The sequence below is a fragment of the Paenibacillus sp. EB106-05-06-XG162 genome (genome assembly GCF_058791655.1).
Genome location: NZ_JBYTDT010000001.1, coordinates 1,016,357 through 1,032,130, shown reverse-complemented (window position 1 = coordinate 1,032,130; position 15,774 = coordinate 1,016,357). Strand labels below are relative to the sequence as shown.

The 15,774-nt window shown below is 46.2% G+C and carries 11 protein-coding genes; 1 reads left to right on the top strand and 10 read right to left on the bottom strand.

Annotated features, from left to right (window positions below; genetic code table 11):
- Window positions 1-130: 130 nt before the first annotated feature.
- The 9 genes from AC3WU2_RS04460 to AC3WU2_RS04420 form a co-directional block, all read right to left on the bottom strand.
- Window positions 131-1,258 carry an NAD(P)/FAD-dependent oxidoreductase gene (locus AC3WU2_RS04460; RefSeq protein WP_492451636.1) on the bottom strand — a complete coding sequence of 376 codons (1,128 nt, stop codon included), beginning with the start codon at window positions 1,256-1,258 and terminating at the stop codon, window positions 131-133.
- 137 nt (window positions 1,259-1,395) lie between these two features.
- Window positions 1,396-2,982, bottom strand: a complete 1,587-nt coding sequence (locus AC3WU2_RS04455) for a peptide ABC transporter substrate-binding protein (RefSeq protein WP_492451633.1) — start codon at window positions 2,980-2,982, stop codon at window positions 1,396-1,398.
- A gap of 139 nt (window positions 2,983-3,121) precedes the next feature.
- Window positions 3,122-3,841 carry a class I SAM-dependent methyltransferase gene (locus AC3WU2_RS04450; RefSeq protein ID WP_492451631.1) on the bottom strand — a complete coding sequence of 240 codons (720 nt, stop codon included), beginning with the start codon at window positions 3,839-3,841 and terminating at the stop codon, window positions 3,122-3,124.
- 272 nt (window positions 3,842-4,113) lie between these two features.
- Window positions 4,114-7,179 carry an alpha-L-fucosidase gene (locus AC3WU2_RS04445; protein WP_492451629.1) on the bottom strand — a complete coding sequence of 1,022 codons (3,066 nt, stop codon included), beginning with the start codon at window positions 7,177-7,179 and terminating at the stop codon, window positions 4,114-4,116.
- 29 nt (window positions 7,180-7,208) lie between these two features.
- Window positions 7,209-11,429, bottom strand: coding sequence for a discoidin domain-containing protein (locus tag AC3WU2_RS04440; RefSeq protein WP_492451627.1), 4,221 nt, complete (start codon window positions 11,427-11,429; stop codon window positions 7,209-7,211).
- Window positions 11,430-11,632: 203 nt separating this feature from the next.
- Window positions 11,633-12,730 carry a vWA domain-containing protein gene (locus AC3WU2_RS04435; RefSeq protein ID WP_492451625.1) on the bottom strand — a complete coding sequence of 366 codons (1,098 nt, stop codon included), beginning with the start codon at window positions 12,728-12,730 and terminating at the stop codon, window positions 11,633-11,635.
- Between the two features lie 5 nt (window positions 12,731-12,735).
- Window positions 12,736-13,839: an AAA family ATPase gene (locus AC3WU2_RS04430; RefSeq protein ID WP_492451622.1), complete on the bottom strand. Its 1,104-nt coding sequence runs from the start codon at window positions 13,837-13,839 to the stop codon at window positions 12,736-12,738.
- On the bottom strand, window positions 13,839-14,321 hold the full coding sequence (locus AC3WU2_RS04425; RefSeq protein ID WP_492451620.1) for a DUF6530 family protein: 483 nt from the start codon (window positions 14,319-14,321) through the stop codon (window positions 13,839-13,841). Before AC3WU2_RS04425 ends, AC3WU2_RS04430 begins: the two co-directional genes overlap by 1 nt.
- A gap of 211 nt (window positions 14,322-14,532) precedes the next feature.
- Window positions 14,533-14,685 carry a hypothetical protein gene (locus tag AC3WU2_RS04420; RefSeq protein ID WP_492451618.1) on the bottom strand — a complete coding sequence of 51 codons (153 nt, stop codon included), beginning with the start codon at window positions 14,683-14,685 and terminating at the stop codon, window positions 14,533-14,535.
- A gap of 123 nt (window positions 14,686-14,808) precedes the next feature.
- Between AC3WU2_RS04420 and AC3WU2_RS04415 the strand changes: the two genes are divergently transcribed.
- Window positions 14,809-15,408 (top strand): cysteine hydrolase family protein, encoded by a 600-nt coding sequence (locus tag AC3WU2_RS04415; RefSeq protein ID WP_492451616.1) that lies wholly within the window; start codon window positions 14,809-14,811, stop codon window positions 15,406-15,408.
- Window positions 15,409-15,479: 71 nt separating this feature from the next.
- Here AC3WU2_RS04415 and AC3WU2_RS04410 read toward each other — a convergent pair whose 3' ends face one another.
- Entirely contained in the window at window positions 15,480-15,770 is a 291-nt protein-coding gene (locus AC3WU2_RS04410; RefSeq protein WP_492451614.1) for a hypothetical protein, read from the bottom strand.
- Between the last annotated feature and the right edge of the window lie 4 nt (window positions 15,771-15,774).

Below are 15,774 nucleotides of genomic sequence, written 5' to 3'. Positions count from 1 at the left end.
TTTGTCAAAAACCATAACAAAAAGCACCCGATCTGGGTGCTTTGGGTGCTGCATGAACCTATGTTTTGTCTCACATGATGGATCGATAGCCTGACATGAACGCATGCTTCCGGTATCTAGAAGGTGTGGATCACTCTTCATCCATTGCTTGCCGAATATGATAATCATTCAGATCGATATCGAGTTCCATGCCAAGCGTGAGCTTGGCAAGTTGGCTCCCCAGGAAAGGTCCTACCGTCAAGCCGGATGCTCCCAGCCCATTGGCCGTGATTAGACCTTCCCAGCCAGGAACGACCCCGATCACCGGCAGAAAACCGGGGGTAAAAGGCCTAAACCCAACTCTGATCTCTTGCAGTGTGCTCGATGCTAATTTAGGGGCTAGTTGCAATCCTTTGTTCAGGATTTCCTGCATACCACCTGCCGTTACGCGTGTATCGTAGCCTTCGATATCGTTTTCATGCGTTGCCCCGATAACGATTTTTTGATTCTCAAACGCGAGCAAATACTGATCAGATGGCGGAATGACTAGCGGCCAGTTGCCGGTGTCCTGTTGATCGGGGACGTGTAAATGCATAATCTGTGCTTTTTGATAACCCACTTTAAAATGTAATCCCAATGGCTCAAGGAGCGAATTGGCCCATGCCCCTGCACAGACAACCACGAGATCCGAAGAGTATTTTTTATCGCCGATTGAAACGCCTGTAACGCGATTTGACTGATATTCAAGCGTCGCATCGCCTTGAATCAAGACAGCGCCGTTCCTCTCTGCTGAACGGATCAACGCATTGCGGAGCGCACGACCATCTACCCGGGCAGCACCGCTGATATGAACCGCATGATAACCTTCGGCTAACAGCGGAAACCGCTTAAGTGTTTCTTCGTCATGAAGCAGGTCAATATCACCGATTTCTGGTGCATCTACTTTGCGAATGCGTGCCCGCTCCTCGATCTTTCTGATCTTCTCCATATCATCATGGATACAAAGCGCGCCCACTTGAGCATAACCTGTTTCTGTTTCTCCCTCGCTTTTGAGTTCATGGATTAACCCAGGATAATAACGTACGCCCGCCTTAGCTAACCGGTACCAAGCTTGATTCCGTCGCTGCGACAGCCAGGGGCAGATGATACCAGCGGCGGCATCCGTGGCCTGTCCTTGATCTTTGCGATCTATAATAAGGACATCCGCCCCCATTTTGGCTAACGTGTATGCGGTTGACGCCCCAAGAATTCCTGCTCCGACAATGATGATTTTCTTCATGTATTGCAACCCTTTCCAATCGATGTCTAACGATACATGCGCAATGGCTTGATATCGTTAGTCCGATGATCTAGGTCTATTATACATTGCTTCTACACCGCCGAATCAAGTTTGACTCATATTTAGCTAATTTTGAATCAGCGAATATGTGCTCTTGTAAAATCAATTGACCCGTCATAGAGAACGTTCACATCATTAATATTAGACGAATATATGGGATTGGTGACGTAATAATAAAGTGGAAGAATAACCATCTGATCCATGAGCAGCTTCTCAGCTTGCCCATAGCGCTCATTGCGCTTGCTAGGATCACTTGTCTGTTGTGCCTCTATGATGAATGCATCATACCGTTCATTGCTCCAACCTAAGTCATTATCGGGGCTCCAGCTCGTGAAATATTCCAATATGGAAGATGGGTCGTTATAATCTGCTCCCCAGCCTGCTCTTGCGATTGTAAATTGTTGGTTAGCGCGGTGATTCAGCAGCTCCTCGAAGCTAACCGATTCCACGTTGGCATCCAGACCTAAATTCTTTTTCCAGCTCGAAACGACGGATTTGGCAATAATCTGGTGTTCAAAGCCTTGGTTGACCATAATCGTGAAACGCGGTAGCGCATCAAGCCCTTCCTCTTTCAGGCCTTCGTTCAGCAGCTTTTGCGCAAGGGTTATATTTTCATTGAAATACTGCTTATCGGATACTTCCTCACGAAAATCCCCTTTCGTACCACGGATGCCATATGGAATAATGCCTTGTGCCGGTTTGCCGTACGTGATTTCTTGGCGCTCAACAGCCATTGCTAACGCTTTGCGTATTTTCATGTTATTAAAAGGGGGTGCGCTCAAATTAAACTGATAGTAGTAAACAGCGCCAATAGGCATTACGTGTGAATGGATTAGAGCTCTCTTATCTAAGTCAGCATAGTTCCCCTCGTCCAGGTTAATCCAATCTACCTCTTTGTTGTTATAAGCATCTACGATGCTCTTCCCCTGCTTGGGTGTAAGGAAATTCACTTCTGTTAGGTTTACATCTTTCGCTGCATAATAAGATTGGTTTTTAACTAACTTCATGTACTTGCTGTTCCATTCCTTCAGTTGAAAGGCCCCATTCGTTACCACTGTCTTCGCATTGTACGCCCATGCTTGATCACGCTGAGCGATGGCTTCATTGACAGGTAAATAGATATTTTCCGTAACCAGTTGCAGGAAATATGACGTCTTCTTACTCAGCGTAACCTGAAGCGTATTATTGTTTAAAGCTTTTACCCCTACCTTCGAAGCATCTTTTAGCTTTCCTTGATGATAGGTTTCCGCATTTGCGATCATGAACATTTTAAATGCTTGCGGACTCTGAGCCTTAGGTGCAAGTGCCCGTTTCCATGCAAATTCGAAGTCCGAAGCCTTAACTGGCTGCTGATTGCTCCATTTGGCGGTGGGACGAAGCTTGAATGTATAGATTGTGCCATCGGTTGAAATCTTCCAGCTCTCAGCGACGCCTGGCACAGCTTGGCCTTTCCCATCAAGGCGCACCAAGCCCTCGAATAGCCCTCTTAAAATAGAGGATGTTCCTTTGTCAGCAGCTGCAGCAGGATCAAGCGATCGAGGCAAATTGGAATAGCCAATTCGCAAGCTTTGTTTCACATTCTGCGCAGATGCCGTGTGTGGCGCTGTGATATTCATACTTAACACAAGCCCAATAACCAATAATGCAAGAGTGATTCGTTTCATATTAATTCCACTTTTCCCCTCTTATGTGATAATACGGATTATATCACGCTTGCATTAAAATGAATTGTAAATAATTCGCATGATTTCATGTATCTGGACCTCGAAAAGTCAACAAAAAAGCCCAAGCCTAAGCTTACGCTTAACTGCGTTCCTTGATGGCGACGATGCGCAATCGACTGGTGTCGATCATCCACTGACCGTCCCGGTATAGTAGTGGCTTCACCTGCGCTTCGATGGCGTTGTAGATCGACGCTTTGTCCACAGCAGTAACATCGTGGAAGAAATAATCGGAGAAACTGTCGAGCCAGATCCGAACTCCTGCCTCTCTCTTGAGCGGTGTAGGCTTGTCGAAATGATGAGCGAACATGACACGGAATCCGGTCCGCTCGAGTAGGCTGGCAAATTCGCCGATAGAGGGATGGTACCACGGATTCCGCCCCGCCCACGCATAACCATGTGACGCAAGCGCTTGTTGAATTGCTGTGGTTAGTACGGCGACGTTTCCTCTGCCGGCGAATTCGGTCACGAATCGGCCGCCATCGCGCAGCGCCAGCCAGATGGAACGGGTGACACTGGTTGCATCCTGGATCCAGTGTAACGTTGCATGGGAGAAGACCGCATCATAGGGGTTCTCTGTCCGGTACTGAGATGCGTCTGCTACTTCGAAGTCCAGTTCAGGATACTTCTGTCTCGCTCGATTTACCATCCCCTCCGACATGTCGATCCCTGTGGGTACCGCACCTGCGGCTGCAATCTTGGCCATCAAGTCCCCATTCCCGCTACCTACGTCAAGGATGCGCTCACCCGCTTGAGGCTGAAGCATTGATAAGACCCCGGCATCCGAATTTTCACTATACATCTGTTCCATCTCCTTTTGTATGAAAAGAAATCTTTATCTCTATTATAGATCTTATATGTCTATAATATCCACAATTCAGATGTCCTGTCAACAACTGGACGTTAATGCCAAAAAGCCGCGATGTTCGCGGCTTTGAGTTAGATATATTATATATATCGAGAAATGATCTGAACTAATTTTGCAGGCAGAAAGTGTCTAGTCTATGGGTACCAGTTTCAGCAAGAGGTCGCAGAACATCGATCCCTTGACCTCTTGGATTTCATAAGCTTCCTTTATGTTATGATAATTTTTTGGGCTAACGCTGCAAGATCCACAAAATCAATCACATGATTGCCATCGAAATCCGCATCCTTGACTTTATCCCACTCCGGATCAGATGAGGTCTTCCCGTAATAAGAGGCCAGAATCGCAAGATCCCCGATGCTTATGCGGCCGTCATGATTCAGATCTCCTGAACCGACGCTCGGCGTAGACGTAACCTCGATGCGTAATGAAGCTTGCGATGCAGTCGCTTCTGTACCCATTTCATCTCCTAGCGTTGCGTTAGTTACGGAGATCGTACCAGATTTGGTTCCTTGTACGTCTTTTGCTTTGAAATCTAAGGTCAGTAATGGCGTATTGCCGCTAATACCTTTGTCCGCGCCTTCGCTAGCTACGATGAATCGAATTTTCCCAGCCTGCGGATTGGTTGATGCGACGATACTGATTCCTGGGTGTATGGACTTTGCAGAGACGTATTCCATCAGGTTAGCGTCATAATTCATCGAGATGTCCATCCCGTACACCTTATTCTTCACTTGATTCATATCGATCTGGACGGTGAACGATTGACCTGATTTTACAGAATTCGGAGCTGTCAGCGCAGCAGCCGCTTCATCGGTATTCGCTGCTTCGACATTGACGATTGACGTTGCCTTGAAGCCGCCATCCACTGCCGTTGCCGTAATTTCAGCTATGCCAGCCTTGACGCCACGAACGGTCACCCTTCCATCGCCTAGATCTTCTAAGGAAGCCACGCTGTCGTCACTGCTCGACCAGAGAACGGTCTTATTCGATGCATTGGCCGGCATCACAGTTGCCGTCAGTTGCCCCGATTGGCCGATCTTTAATTTTAGCTGTTGTTGGTCAAGTGTAATGCCGTTAGCTTTGACACCTGTATTGTACACTTGGAACTCGTTGATTGTCGGACCCGCTGTCCCCGTTACGGAAGTGATATTCAGCCTTACTTTCGACCCTGTTACAGGATCAAACGTTATCGTCTTATAAGGACCCGCTGTCGATCCTTGATAAGCATCCTTCCATACCGTTCCGTCCCAGTACTGGATCGCAAACCCGGCAATTCGCAGCATGTTGTTATAAATCCATTCATCGATCACCACTTTATTAAAGGTGGTATTCTCCCCGAAGTTTACTTCAAGCCAGGCCGCATTCGTAGGATCATCTGTTGCCCATCGCGTGCTAGAATCGCCATCTACTGCTTTGGATGCATTGTAATTCGCGTCATTCTTATAGAAATTGCTTGCCGTTGCCGGTTTTTTCAAGGCCAAATTCTCAAAAACCTGGATTTTAGGAACTCCGTCGACATCGATAACGTACACGGAATCATACGAGTTCGGTAAGGATACAGGAAGATTTATCGTTATCTCTTCCCCTAGCGTGTAATTTAACGTCACCTTGTCATCCGCCAGAGAGTAAACCTTGTTCACTTTGTTCAAAAGCCGCGGAAGAACGATTTGATTGTTCACGGGTTGATTCAACACGTGCAAGTACACTTTTCCATTCTTTGTCGTGGAATAGCCCCAAGGGAATTTGCTTGCGAATATACTCGCCTTGGAATCATAAATGCTCTCCCCATAAAGCTTTAACCAATTACCCATCTCCGTTAAACGATCTACGCTTGCCTGCGGGATAAGTCCTTCCGGCGTCGGTCCCACATTCAGTAAGTAGTTTCCGCCCTTTGAAGAAGTTTCTACCAAATTCGAAATTAATGTTTTGGTGGATTTCCAATTGAGATCCTTGGCATGAAATCCCCATGAACCGTTCATGGTCATACATGTCTCCCAGATATAAGGCAGGCCTGTCGCGGGTATTTCTTGCTCTGGTGTCCCGTAATCTCCGTCATCCGATTCTCGTTTTCCAACACGGTTGTTAATAATGAGATCATTTTTTAATGTCCGAAGATATCTGTATAATTCCTTCCCATCTTGCTTCGTCCACCAGGCGTCCCATTCTCCGTCGAACCATAGTAAATCAGGATCATACTTCTCAATGAGCTCGCGCAGCTGTTCCTTCATTTCGGATACATAGAGTTCTTTCTGCGCAGGCACCTTAGGATTAACCCATTCTAATATGGAGTAATAGAAACCGAAGTTAATGCCTTGTTTCTTCGCCTCTTTCGATAATTCCGCCATCGGATCCTTTCCATAGGCGCTAGTCTTCACAATGTTGTAGTCCTTGAATCCGTTGACCCCGGTATCGAACATGCTGAACCCGTCATGATGCTTCGACGTGATCACCATATATTTCTGCCCTGCCTGCTTCATCACATCGACCCATGCTTTTGGGTCATACTGCGTCGGATTAAACGGGGCCGCTGCTTGCTGAATATAATCATCTTTTGGGATATTCAGATAATTCATGATCCATTCTGCAGCGCCGTTTACTGTCTTGCCGTTATAAGTTCCGGCGAGCTGCGTATAGGCTCCCCAATGAATGAATTGGCCAAAGCGCGCATCATTGAACCATTGCATTCGTTGATCCCGCTGTTCTTTGGTCTCATGGTCGGGCGTCTGGCCCAACGCGAACCAGTTCATACTTCCAATAGAACCATCTGGAAATGTGAGATATACGTCATGGACCCCTATCACATTCGTAATCGATGCGTATTGTTCTTTGAACAAAGCCACGTTCCCCGTAGAATTGACGGTTAACGTTCCGATCAGCGTTCCGGTTGGTGAATCCAATCGTATTTCGATTTTCCTGCCTGCTTCGGACGGGGAAGCCGCAATCGTAGCCATGAATGTATCATACGAGCCTGTTCCAAAGTCAATCCCGGCGTATTTCGTCCAATCGCCTGATGCTATATTTCCGATTGCATTGCCATCCGGCGCAGTACCTTGAACGATCTGCACACTCCCCGATTTATCAGACCATTGATGCGCTTGCACAATTTTAACAGGGGCTTCGGCTGCTAGAGCTTGAGTCTGGACTTTCGCTGTGTTAACGTTCACCTCCGCCGCAGCGGCCTGTGAATTGAAGGCATACATATTCAACAAGGACAACGTGAATGACACTGCCGTAACCCATGCCAGTCTCTTCAAAATACTACTCTGGATCACCCTATGAACCTCCTTCGAAATAGACTTTTTTATCCGCCAATGATCTTCTTGGCAACCATCGATAAATCGGAAATGTCCACTTTGCCATCGTGGTTCACATCGGCTTTCTTCGCTTCCTGCCAATCGCTGCTGGATTGATCTTTGCCGTAATGGACAGCGACGATCGACAGATCGCCAACGCTGACCTTGCCGTCTTTGTTCACATCTTCGATCATACCGGCTGCGGTAATCTCGATTCTCGCAGATCGCTCCGGAAGAAGCGTCTCTTCACCAAGCCCGTTAGCTAAAACCGCTTGGTTTAACGCAATTATCCCGGACGTATCCTGATTTGAACCTTTAGCCCGTAACGTTAGTTCCAATATGTGAGCATCCCCGTCAATAGCCTGGTCAGCTCCCTGGCTTGCAAGAATGAACCGAAGCTTACCTTGCGGTTCTTTCACTGTTTGCAGGATCTCCGTTCCGGTTCGCAATGACTTTGCCGATACGAATTCGAACACATTAGGATCGAAATTGAGGTCAAGGTCCTGGGCATAAACCCCCTTAACTCTTTCCAATCCTAAATTCAGCTTGAAGGTCACGCCCGCCTGCACCGATTGCGCACCGGAGAATACAGCAGCCGGATCTTTAGAAGGAACAACGTTTACGGATGTGTATAGTTTGCGCACCTCATCGTTTGATAGCGGCTTGCTATATAACCGGATTTCGTCTAACGCGCCATCGAACACATTCACCAATGTCGAACCGTTCTCATTCAATCTAGAACCAATCCGAAATTGGTAAGGGTTATAGGGTTGATCGATAAATCCGGAGATCACTTTCTCTACTGCCTGCTCGCCATTGATAAACATTTTATACTTATTCCCATCCCGAGTAACGGCAACATGGGACCATTCATTAAGTGGGATCGAGCCTGCCGGCGTAACAAACTCATATAGACCAAAATCTTGGCCAAGCTCGTTTGTTATTTGGAAATACATTCTCCCTTTTGAAATCCACCAATCCCATTGATATGGAGATTTGTTCTGCTGTCCCTGAGATAAAATCATTTTTTTATCATCAAATGAACGCGGATTGATCCAGACTGATAACGTGAAGTTAGAGCGAGTAACAATCGGATCAATAATGATCGAGTGATCCTTGCCATTAAAGTCGAGTGCTTTACCAGCTTTGCCTTCAACCCAGACAGGAGTGGAACCGTGAATGACGCTAGCGTGACCCGTTACTTTATCGACCACGGTATTGCCCTGATTCTCGTTGAAATGAAAATATTGTTCGAGGCTCGAATTGCTCGTGAATGTCATTTTCGTATTCGATGCAATCGTGTTCGGCGCAGCCGCACGATCTTTAATCCCGGAAATCGTGAGGATGTAACTTTTCAATTCCTCAAGTGGTGCTGCCAGCGTCAATTCCACCGTCTTATCGTCCACTAACACGGCAGAACGCACGGAGATCGGGGTATTCAATACGTAATTTCCTTTATTCTGAGCGGATTGTGGATCGACTGGCTCACTGAATGTAACGGAAATTTTATCATTTAGCAGAGATGTCACTTTGTCAACTGTAGGAGGAATCGTATCCTTTGCTGTACGCACGGTTATTGCACCGCTCTTCTCTCCTTCCATGCCTTGACCGTTCACAGCCGATACCTGGTAGGTATACTCATTCGATTCGGTTAATCCATTATCAATGTAATTCGTACCTGATGTTTCTGTGACCTTTATCCCGTTACGGTAAATATTATATTGTTTAATTCCTGTTTCCGGGTCGGAAGCGGCGATCCAGGATAAGGTAACGGAAGTATCGTTCTTCACCTCGGCTTTTAGTTCGGATGGAATCGTTGGCGGTGTTGAATCTATGGCTTTGGTACCCGTTCTAGTGACATACAATTTCGATATTTTCGGCGTCAGAACAGATTCGCTGATTTGCAGGCGAACTTTCTTGACGGTAACGGGATTGATTCGGATGATATGCTTGTGGCCGATCGCGTCGCCATCCGCCAGCTTGATCCATGTGCCGTCTTCCTTTTGTCCTTCATACGAATATTTTCGGACTCTCTCGCCAAATGCGATATCTTCCATAGCAATAATATGGTCGATCTCCTTGGTACCGTTCAGGTCAAGTTCGATCGACTTGCCTTCTCCTTTGGTGATGGCAAGCGGATAACCGACCCGGTCCGATATGGCGGTCCCTAACTCCTTTGCCCGTTGAACATAATTATCGGGGATCATACCATCGGTTTGCGGTGATACATTCAGCAGCAGATTTGTTCCTTCCCCTACGGAATTGTAAAAGGCATTCACCAATGTATTTAGCGGCTTCGGCGTGCCTCCGAACCATTGCCCTTCGTAAGTTCCTCCTTCATGCAAGCTGGTGTCCGTCTCATTCGGCAGCCAGTAAACGCCGTTCGGATCGCTATAGTCGCTTGTCACATCGCCCTCTTTGTTCATGAAACGGTCCAGACCAACTTGAGAGACAGTATTCCACGGCTTGAACGGTTTACTTCCCCCCTCGTTGCCTACCCAGCGAACCAAGTTGTATGTGCCTTGGAACTGTATGGCATTCGGCTGATTGCGGTCGATTGTCTCTTTCACGCGCTCTACAAGACGAGGGTCCAAATTGCCATCGAACCAAATTTCGAATATATCGCCATATTTCGTCGTTAACTCCTGCAGCTGGCGCACATAATAATCAACGTATTTTTCCATTTTGATCGGATCGCTGATCGTTCCTCCCAATCCGGTGCCAAATGCCTTGTCTTGCGGGGAGAGATAGAATCCAAGCTTCAGTCCGCGCTCTTTCGCGGATATCACGAGATCCGCCATGACGTCGCCTTTTCCGTCTTTATAAGGTGTCTGATGGATACCGAGAACATTATCCTGGGAATTCCACCATGCGAACCCGTCCATATGTTTAATGACGACAACCATATATTTCGCGCCTAAACTTACGGCAACATCTGCCCATTGATCCGTATTCAATTTTGACAATGTCATTTGTGACGGTGGAATGGCAGAACCATTGGGATGACGGTTAATATGCATGAACATCCCGATCTCTTGGTTTGCCCAGTCGACTTGAGGGGACGATGGAATTTCAAGACCCCCATAATGGATCATCGCTGGGACCTGATCGAGATCCTTCGTCCCGCCAAATGCACTTTTCTTCACTACAATTTGAATGGGTGTATCGTCTTGAACTGGAACAGCGGCGCTGCCTTTCACGATGATGTCGATCGTCTCATTGGAGCTTTTCTTTACATCGTAACTTAATCCATTCGGCAATCCGGTAACGGTAACATCACTTAAGTCCAATTCGTCCTTTACGGTCTGCCCTGGTACGCGAACGGTCCATTTATTTTTAAAGGATCGAATTTGTGTGTTGTTCTTCTCGAATTGCACGCTGCCTGCCAGTTGAAATTCATTATATTTGTAAGTGGATGGTGGAGGCTCGTATGCGCGGTAATTGGGATTGAACGGATTGATGACTTCCTTAGCGATCTTAACTGTCGCCGTTGTCTGCTTGCTGCCGTCCGCCGTTGCCGCAGTCACGGTTGCCGTACCTTCCTTCAAGCCCTCCAGTATAACTTTGCCGCCGCTTTCGTTCGCGATTTTCACAACGGACTCATCGCTAGTTGTCCACTTGATTCGGTTGTTGGTCGTATTAAATGGCTGCAGTAACGCTTCCAATTGGCCCATCTCGCCTTCCTTGATCGTGAGTCTCGTCTGGTTCATTTGAATGCCTGATACTTCATTCGTCGGTTGATACACCTCAAAATCATATAAAGAGTATCCATAATTCGTAGCACGGCTTGTTCCTTGCATTTTGACATATTTGGCACGAACCGGATCAAACGTTATGTAATCAAATCCGCCGTCTCCCGCGTTCGTTGTGAACACGTCTTTCCACGTATTTCCGTCCGTTGAGACTTGAATTTTGTACCCCTTGCCGTATGCTGCTTCCCAATTCAGCTTAACACCGTTAATCTCGTGGATTTGACTCAAATCCACCACAATCCATTCCCCGTCTGTGTAAAGGCTCGACCAGCGCGTCGTCGAATCACCGTCTACCGCTTTCTGAGCGGTAAAGCTGCTTGTTTCAGTGGAAGAGACCGTGACGGGATGAATCAACGCCAAATCGCCGGCCGATGCCGCATGGACATTCGGACATATAGGCATTAGATAACCCGCCGTCGTCGCGATCAGAATGGTAGCAAGCCATCGTTGTGGTCTGCTGGAATTCATAGGCTTCATGGTTAACCTCCATTACTATGATTTCACTGCAGTTATATGTGTACGGGATAACGGATGAAATAATAATTGAATATTTAACTTTAAATGTTTGTTTTTCTACTATTATTCAAAACCTTTTAAAAACAACATAAAACCCGACTGATCAGAGCACGTCGTGTGCCTCGATCAGTCGGGTTATTTTTGGAGCTCAATGTTTAGTCATTTTATAAATATCGAGAAATGATCCGAACTAATTTTGCAGGCAATTCATTCAGATTCGTAATATCCAGAAATCTCTCTCCGCCATAGATCTGGCTAATGACATCCTTGTCTTGACCAATGGCTGCTGCGAGGAAAGTTATTCCCTTTCTCTCATAATGAGTAATCGTCTGCCGCATGTCTTGGATGGCAAGGCTTCCAGTATAGTCTTCCATTGCTTTGGGTTGCCCGTCACTGATACTGATTAACAGCTTTGTTTGCTTGGGTGCAGCAGCTAACCGTTCTGCCATAATACGCAGAGCCATACCATCTCGGTTATTGCTTCGCGCACGAATTCCCATCAACCTGAACCGATCACGGAAATCCATTTTATCATAATCGGCATAAGCGAAGATCGACATCTGTTCTAGTCGGGAGACATCTGCCGTATCTCCATAGATGAGAATCGGAATATTGCAAATTTGACAAAATTCATACACTGCTATGACTGCACGCTTTGCCGCTTCCAATCTTCCGAAAGCAGCCATCGATGCGGATTCATCTACCCTCAAACCGACGACAAGACCAGGGGATTCCGTCGGGGGACGTTTCTTAGCAAAATACCTGAAGTCTCGGTAGGCTACGCTGTCGGCCTGAAATTTAGATCCATAGTAATGGTTCTTTGCAAATTCCGTGCTTACCTCATGCTCTAAGAGCGGCAGCGTCGTTCTGGCAATTTCACGTACGATGGGCATAAGCCCCTTGCTCAGATTGAAATACTCCTCCTGGTTGGTCGCATCATATTCAGGTCGGTGAACAATAAGCTTAACAGCCTTATGAATAGAATCGGATACAAATTCCCTAGAGACTCGATTCAGCTTTTTGCGAAAGTCCCGTTCCTTTTGCTTCTCCTCCTCCGACATGGGTTCAGGATTGCCTTTATGATATTTCGGTGATCCGTTCTCGCCCGAATCGGTACTCACCAAATCCTCTGACTCATCCGAGCTGATGGATGAACTCTCTTCGCTATCAGCGGACTTTTTGAATGAAATCCCTTCTTCCTCAGCTTCGTTCTCAGGGATCAAGTCAGTGTCTGTATGAATTTCCTCGATTGCGATCTCCACGGTGTCTAAATTTCGTTTTTTTTTACTTCATTGGGGACTTCATCCAATCTCCCCAACAAACCTTGGCCATCCAACGCATCTTCCAGCAGTTTGATTTCTTCTGAATCGGTTGTGATCTTGTAGATAACTTTATGGTAAAGGGAATCACTTGCGGAAGCCCCCCTTCCAACGGCATCGGCCCAATAGAAATAGGAACGCATGCCGGCCACACCTTTAATCGCATTTGCCCGGGCTGTTTTATCCAACAGAATAATTGTATCTGCCAAAACATCGAGCACTTCATTGTCCCTAAAGCCGGTTTTGGCCATTGCGCGTTCGATCATAATCTCCTTGCTCGGCAGGTCCATCTTCTCCGTATGCTGAATCCTGTCACGCAGCGCCTCGTTGAGCGGCCTTGATCCTGCATAACTGCGATTTGCCGTGATAACCGCGATGAAATCCGGATGCCTGTGAACGATTTCCATTGGAAGATTAATGGTGCCATCCAGCTCCAAGGCAGAATTTAGCGCCATCAATACGGCAGCATCTCGAATCACATTCGGTTCTTGTATTTCTAATAGATAGCCTTGTCGAAAGGCCCTCACGATCTCGGATGGGTAAAATCGATACTCTACGGCTTCATCCTTGGCGTTATCTGAGGCCAGCTTCAGTAGTTGCCTCATCTTCACGGAAGCCATTTCTTGTGTTATCCCCAGCGCAGCTATTAAAATCTCCGTTGCGCTCTGAAAGCCATCACTCTCATATAATGCGCTCAAGGCAGTTTGGTCTGCAGTATCAAACTCATTCATTCGATCCGAAGAGAGCACCGGTAAAATGGCTCCAATGATATCCGATTTATCCATATCCGCAAAGCAAGTTACTTTGGTGTAAGGTAACCTGAAGTTCGCCGACAATGCTTTGGCGAGTTGTGTCTTGCCGGAACCGGCATCTCCTTCGAGTAGAATATTGGAAATTTTCATCTCGTCACGATCCCAATTGCGCTTCACTTCACTGCAGATTCGGCGTTCGACCTCGCTCACTTTATGCGATAATGGCTTTTGCCATACAAGGTCTTTCTCTTCATCCGTCAATTCTCTCCCTGGTGACAATACATATTGTTCCATCCTCATTATGAATACCCCAAATCCTCTAATAATCTCGATAATGTTCGCAGACGTTCTCCGATCATCTCACCGTTATCGCTCAATGCTTTGTTGAACAGCTTGATATCCTCATTTATTTCATCATTATCCGTACACACGGCCACTGTCATCGCATTCCCTTGCAGTCCAATCCGCTCGATAACAGGATTCTGCGGATCATATAAATGATCGTATCGATAGGCTTCACTAAAATGGTTCAGTGCGCTACAAAGAAGAATGGACAAATCAAGAATGCGATGGAGAGGTATCTCCTCTGACTGTCCGGACCATTCTTCCTCTGTGTATCTCCATAGATCGGCGGAAATATGGGTCTTTCCTTCATCATTCAATGGGGTCAATCCCAAAGTTAAAGCTTTTACATCTGTATTATTAGCGAATCGCCCATCCACTTTCCCATAGTTGTCCGAAATAATAACAGGTTTATGATTCCTAGATTCAGGTATTTTCATTGTGTCTCCTCTTTTCGCTTATTGAACTGGCAAGATAATTTCATAGACGTTTTATTGTTATATCTATATTAATAATAGACAAATTATCATTTGTTGTAAATAGTGATTATATTCATTCATATTTTCCGGACGCACACTGAAACGCAAAAAAGCCCGCGTACTACGCAGACTTGTATGGATTGATCGATATTCGAAAGCATACTTTTAGCGATTACTTTAAATGGAGCTTCCGGGCCTGTTCTTCCGTCAAAATATATTCCTCGCTCGGCCATATCTCATCCTCATCATCCAAGCCGAACATTTTCATCACTTCAGGCCAGATCCCTTTTTCCACTGCTTCCGCTTGGGTTATGATCATTTTCATGATAATTAGCCTCCTTATCCTCTATATCATTTAGCATTCCCCAAAAGGGTCTTCTGATTTCCATTTCACCTTTTTTTATGTGCGACATAGGCTGTTAGGAATGAAAGATAACGGAGGGTTATTATGAGATATCGTTGCCCCATTTGTGGTAATTGGCGCACGGATTGTACCATCATTGACGAATGGAGTACCGTCATCGCTCCGCCTGCACCCGAGTTAAAAGCAATCTGTATTGACCCAAGAACGAGTGCGCTCCTCATCTTAGATATGGAGAATTCAATATGCAATAATGATCGTTGTATAGCTTCGATCCCGAAGATTAACAATCTATTGGAGCAAGCACGTAAACATAACATGTTAGTTGTCTATAGTCTTACACATACAGGAACTGTTTCAGATATTGCCCCGCAGTTAAGCCCCTCGCCATATGAACCTGTTGTTAAATCGAATGTAGATAAGTTCTACGGCACCGATTTAGAAAAAGTTTTACATGGGCATGGTATACAAACCGTAATCATTACTGGATATGCTGCAAATGGCGCAGTCCTCCACACCGCCACGAGCGCTGCATTCCGAGGATTTGGTGTTGTTGTTCCTGTTGACGGCATGTCAGCTGTTAATCCATATGCCGAACAGTATACGGCATGGCATATGCTCAATAGTCCTGGTACACGTAACCGAGCAACCCTAACGAAGATGGATTTGATAACTTTTTGCCAGTAAAAGGGCATTCGCGATATTCAGCGAATGCCCTTTGGTTAGGAGAATGGATATTCCTTTTTTAAATATTCTTACTATGCTCGATTTCCCTTGATCGAGAGCTTGCCGTATTTCGTATCCGCTACAGCCGTCAAGTGCTCTCCTTCAATCGATCCTTTTGCCGTATAAGGAATCTTGGTAATTAACTTCTTGATTTCCCCTGAGAATTCGAACGCATCTCCCTCAATATGTCCACCCGAAAAAGCGTTACTGCCTCTTAGGATGTTCAATGACCCGCTAAGCGCGTCACCATCCTGCATAAAAGTAATTGTTCCTTTTTCCAATCCCATGGGGGTTTGCATCGTTATGTTATATGTTCCATTCATCGCG

Excerpts from the sequence above, each read along its gene's own strand:
- AC3WU2_RS04460 (WP_492451636.1), bottom strand. The coding sequence starts at position 1,258 with ATGAAGAAAATCATCATTGTCGGAGCAGGAATTCTTGGGGCGTCAACC.
- AC3WU2_RS04455 (WP_492451633.1), bottom strand. The coding sequence starts at position 2,982 with ATGAAACGAATCACTCTTGCATTATTGGTTATTGGGCTTGTGTTAAGT.
- AC3WU2_RS04450 (WP_492451631.1), bottom strand. The coding sequence starts at position 3,841 with ATGTATAGTGAAAATTCGGATGCCGGGGTCTTATCAATGCTTCAGCCT.
- AC3WU2_RS04440 (WP_492451627.1), bottom strand. The coding sequence starts at position 11,429 with ATGAAGCCTATGAATTCCAGCAGACCACAACGATGGCTTGCTACCATT.
- AC3WU2_RS04430 (WP_492451622.1), bottom strand. The coding sequence starts at position 13,839 with ATGAGGATGGAACAATATGTATTGTCACCAGGGAGAGAATTGACGGAT.
- AC3WU2_RS04425 (WP_492451620.1), bottom strand. The coding sequence starts at position 14,321 with ATGAAAATACCTGAATCTAGGAATCATAAACCTGTTATTATTTCGGAC.
- AC3WU2_RS04420 (WP_492451618.1), bottom strand. The coding sequence starts at position 14,685 with ATGAAAATGATCATAACCCAAGCGGAAGCAGTGGAAAAAGGGATCTGG.
- AC3WU2_RS04415 (WP_492451616.1), top strand. The coding sequence starts at position 14,809 with ATGAGATATCGTTGCCCCATTTGTGGTAATTGGCGCACGGATTGTACC.
- AC3WU2_RS04410 (WP_492451614.1), bottom strand. The coding sequence starts at position 15,770 with ATGAATGGAACATATAACATAACGATGCAAACCCCCATGGGATTGGAA.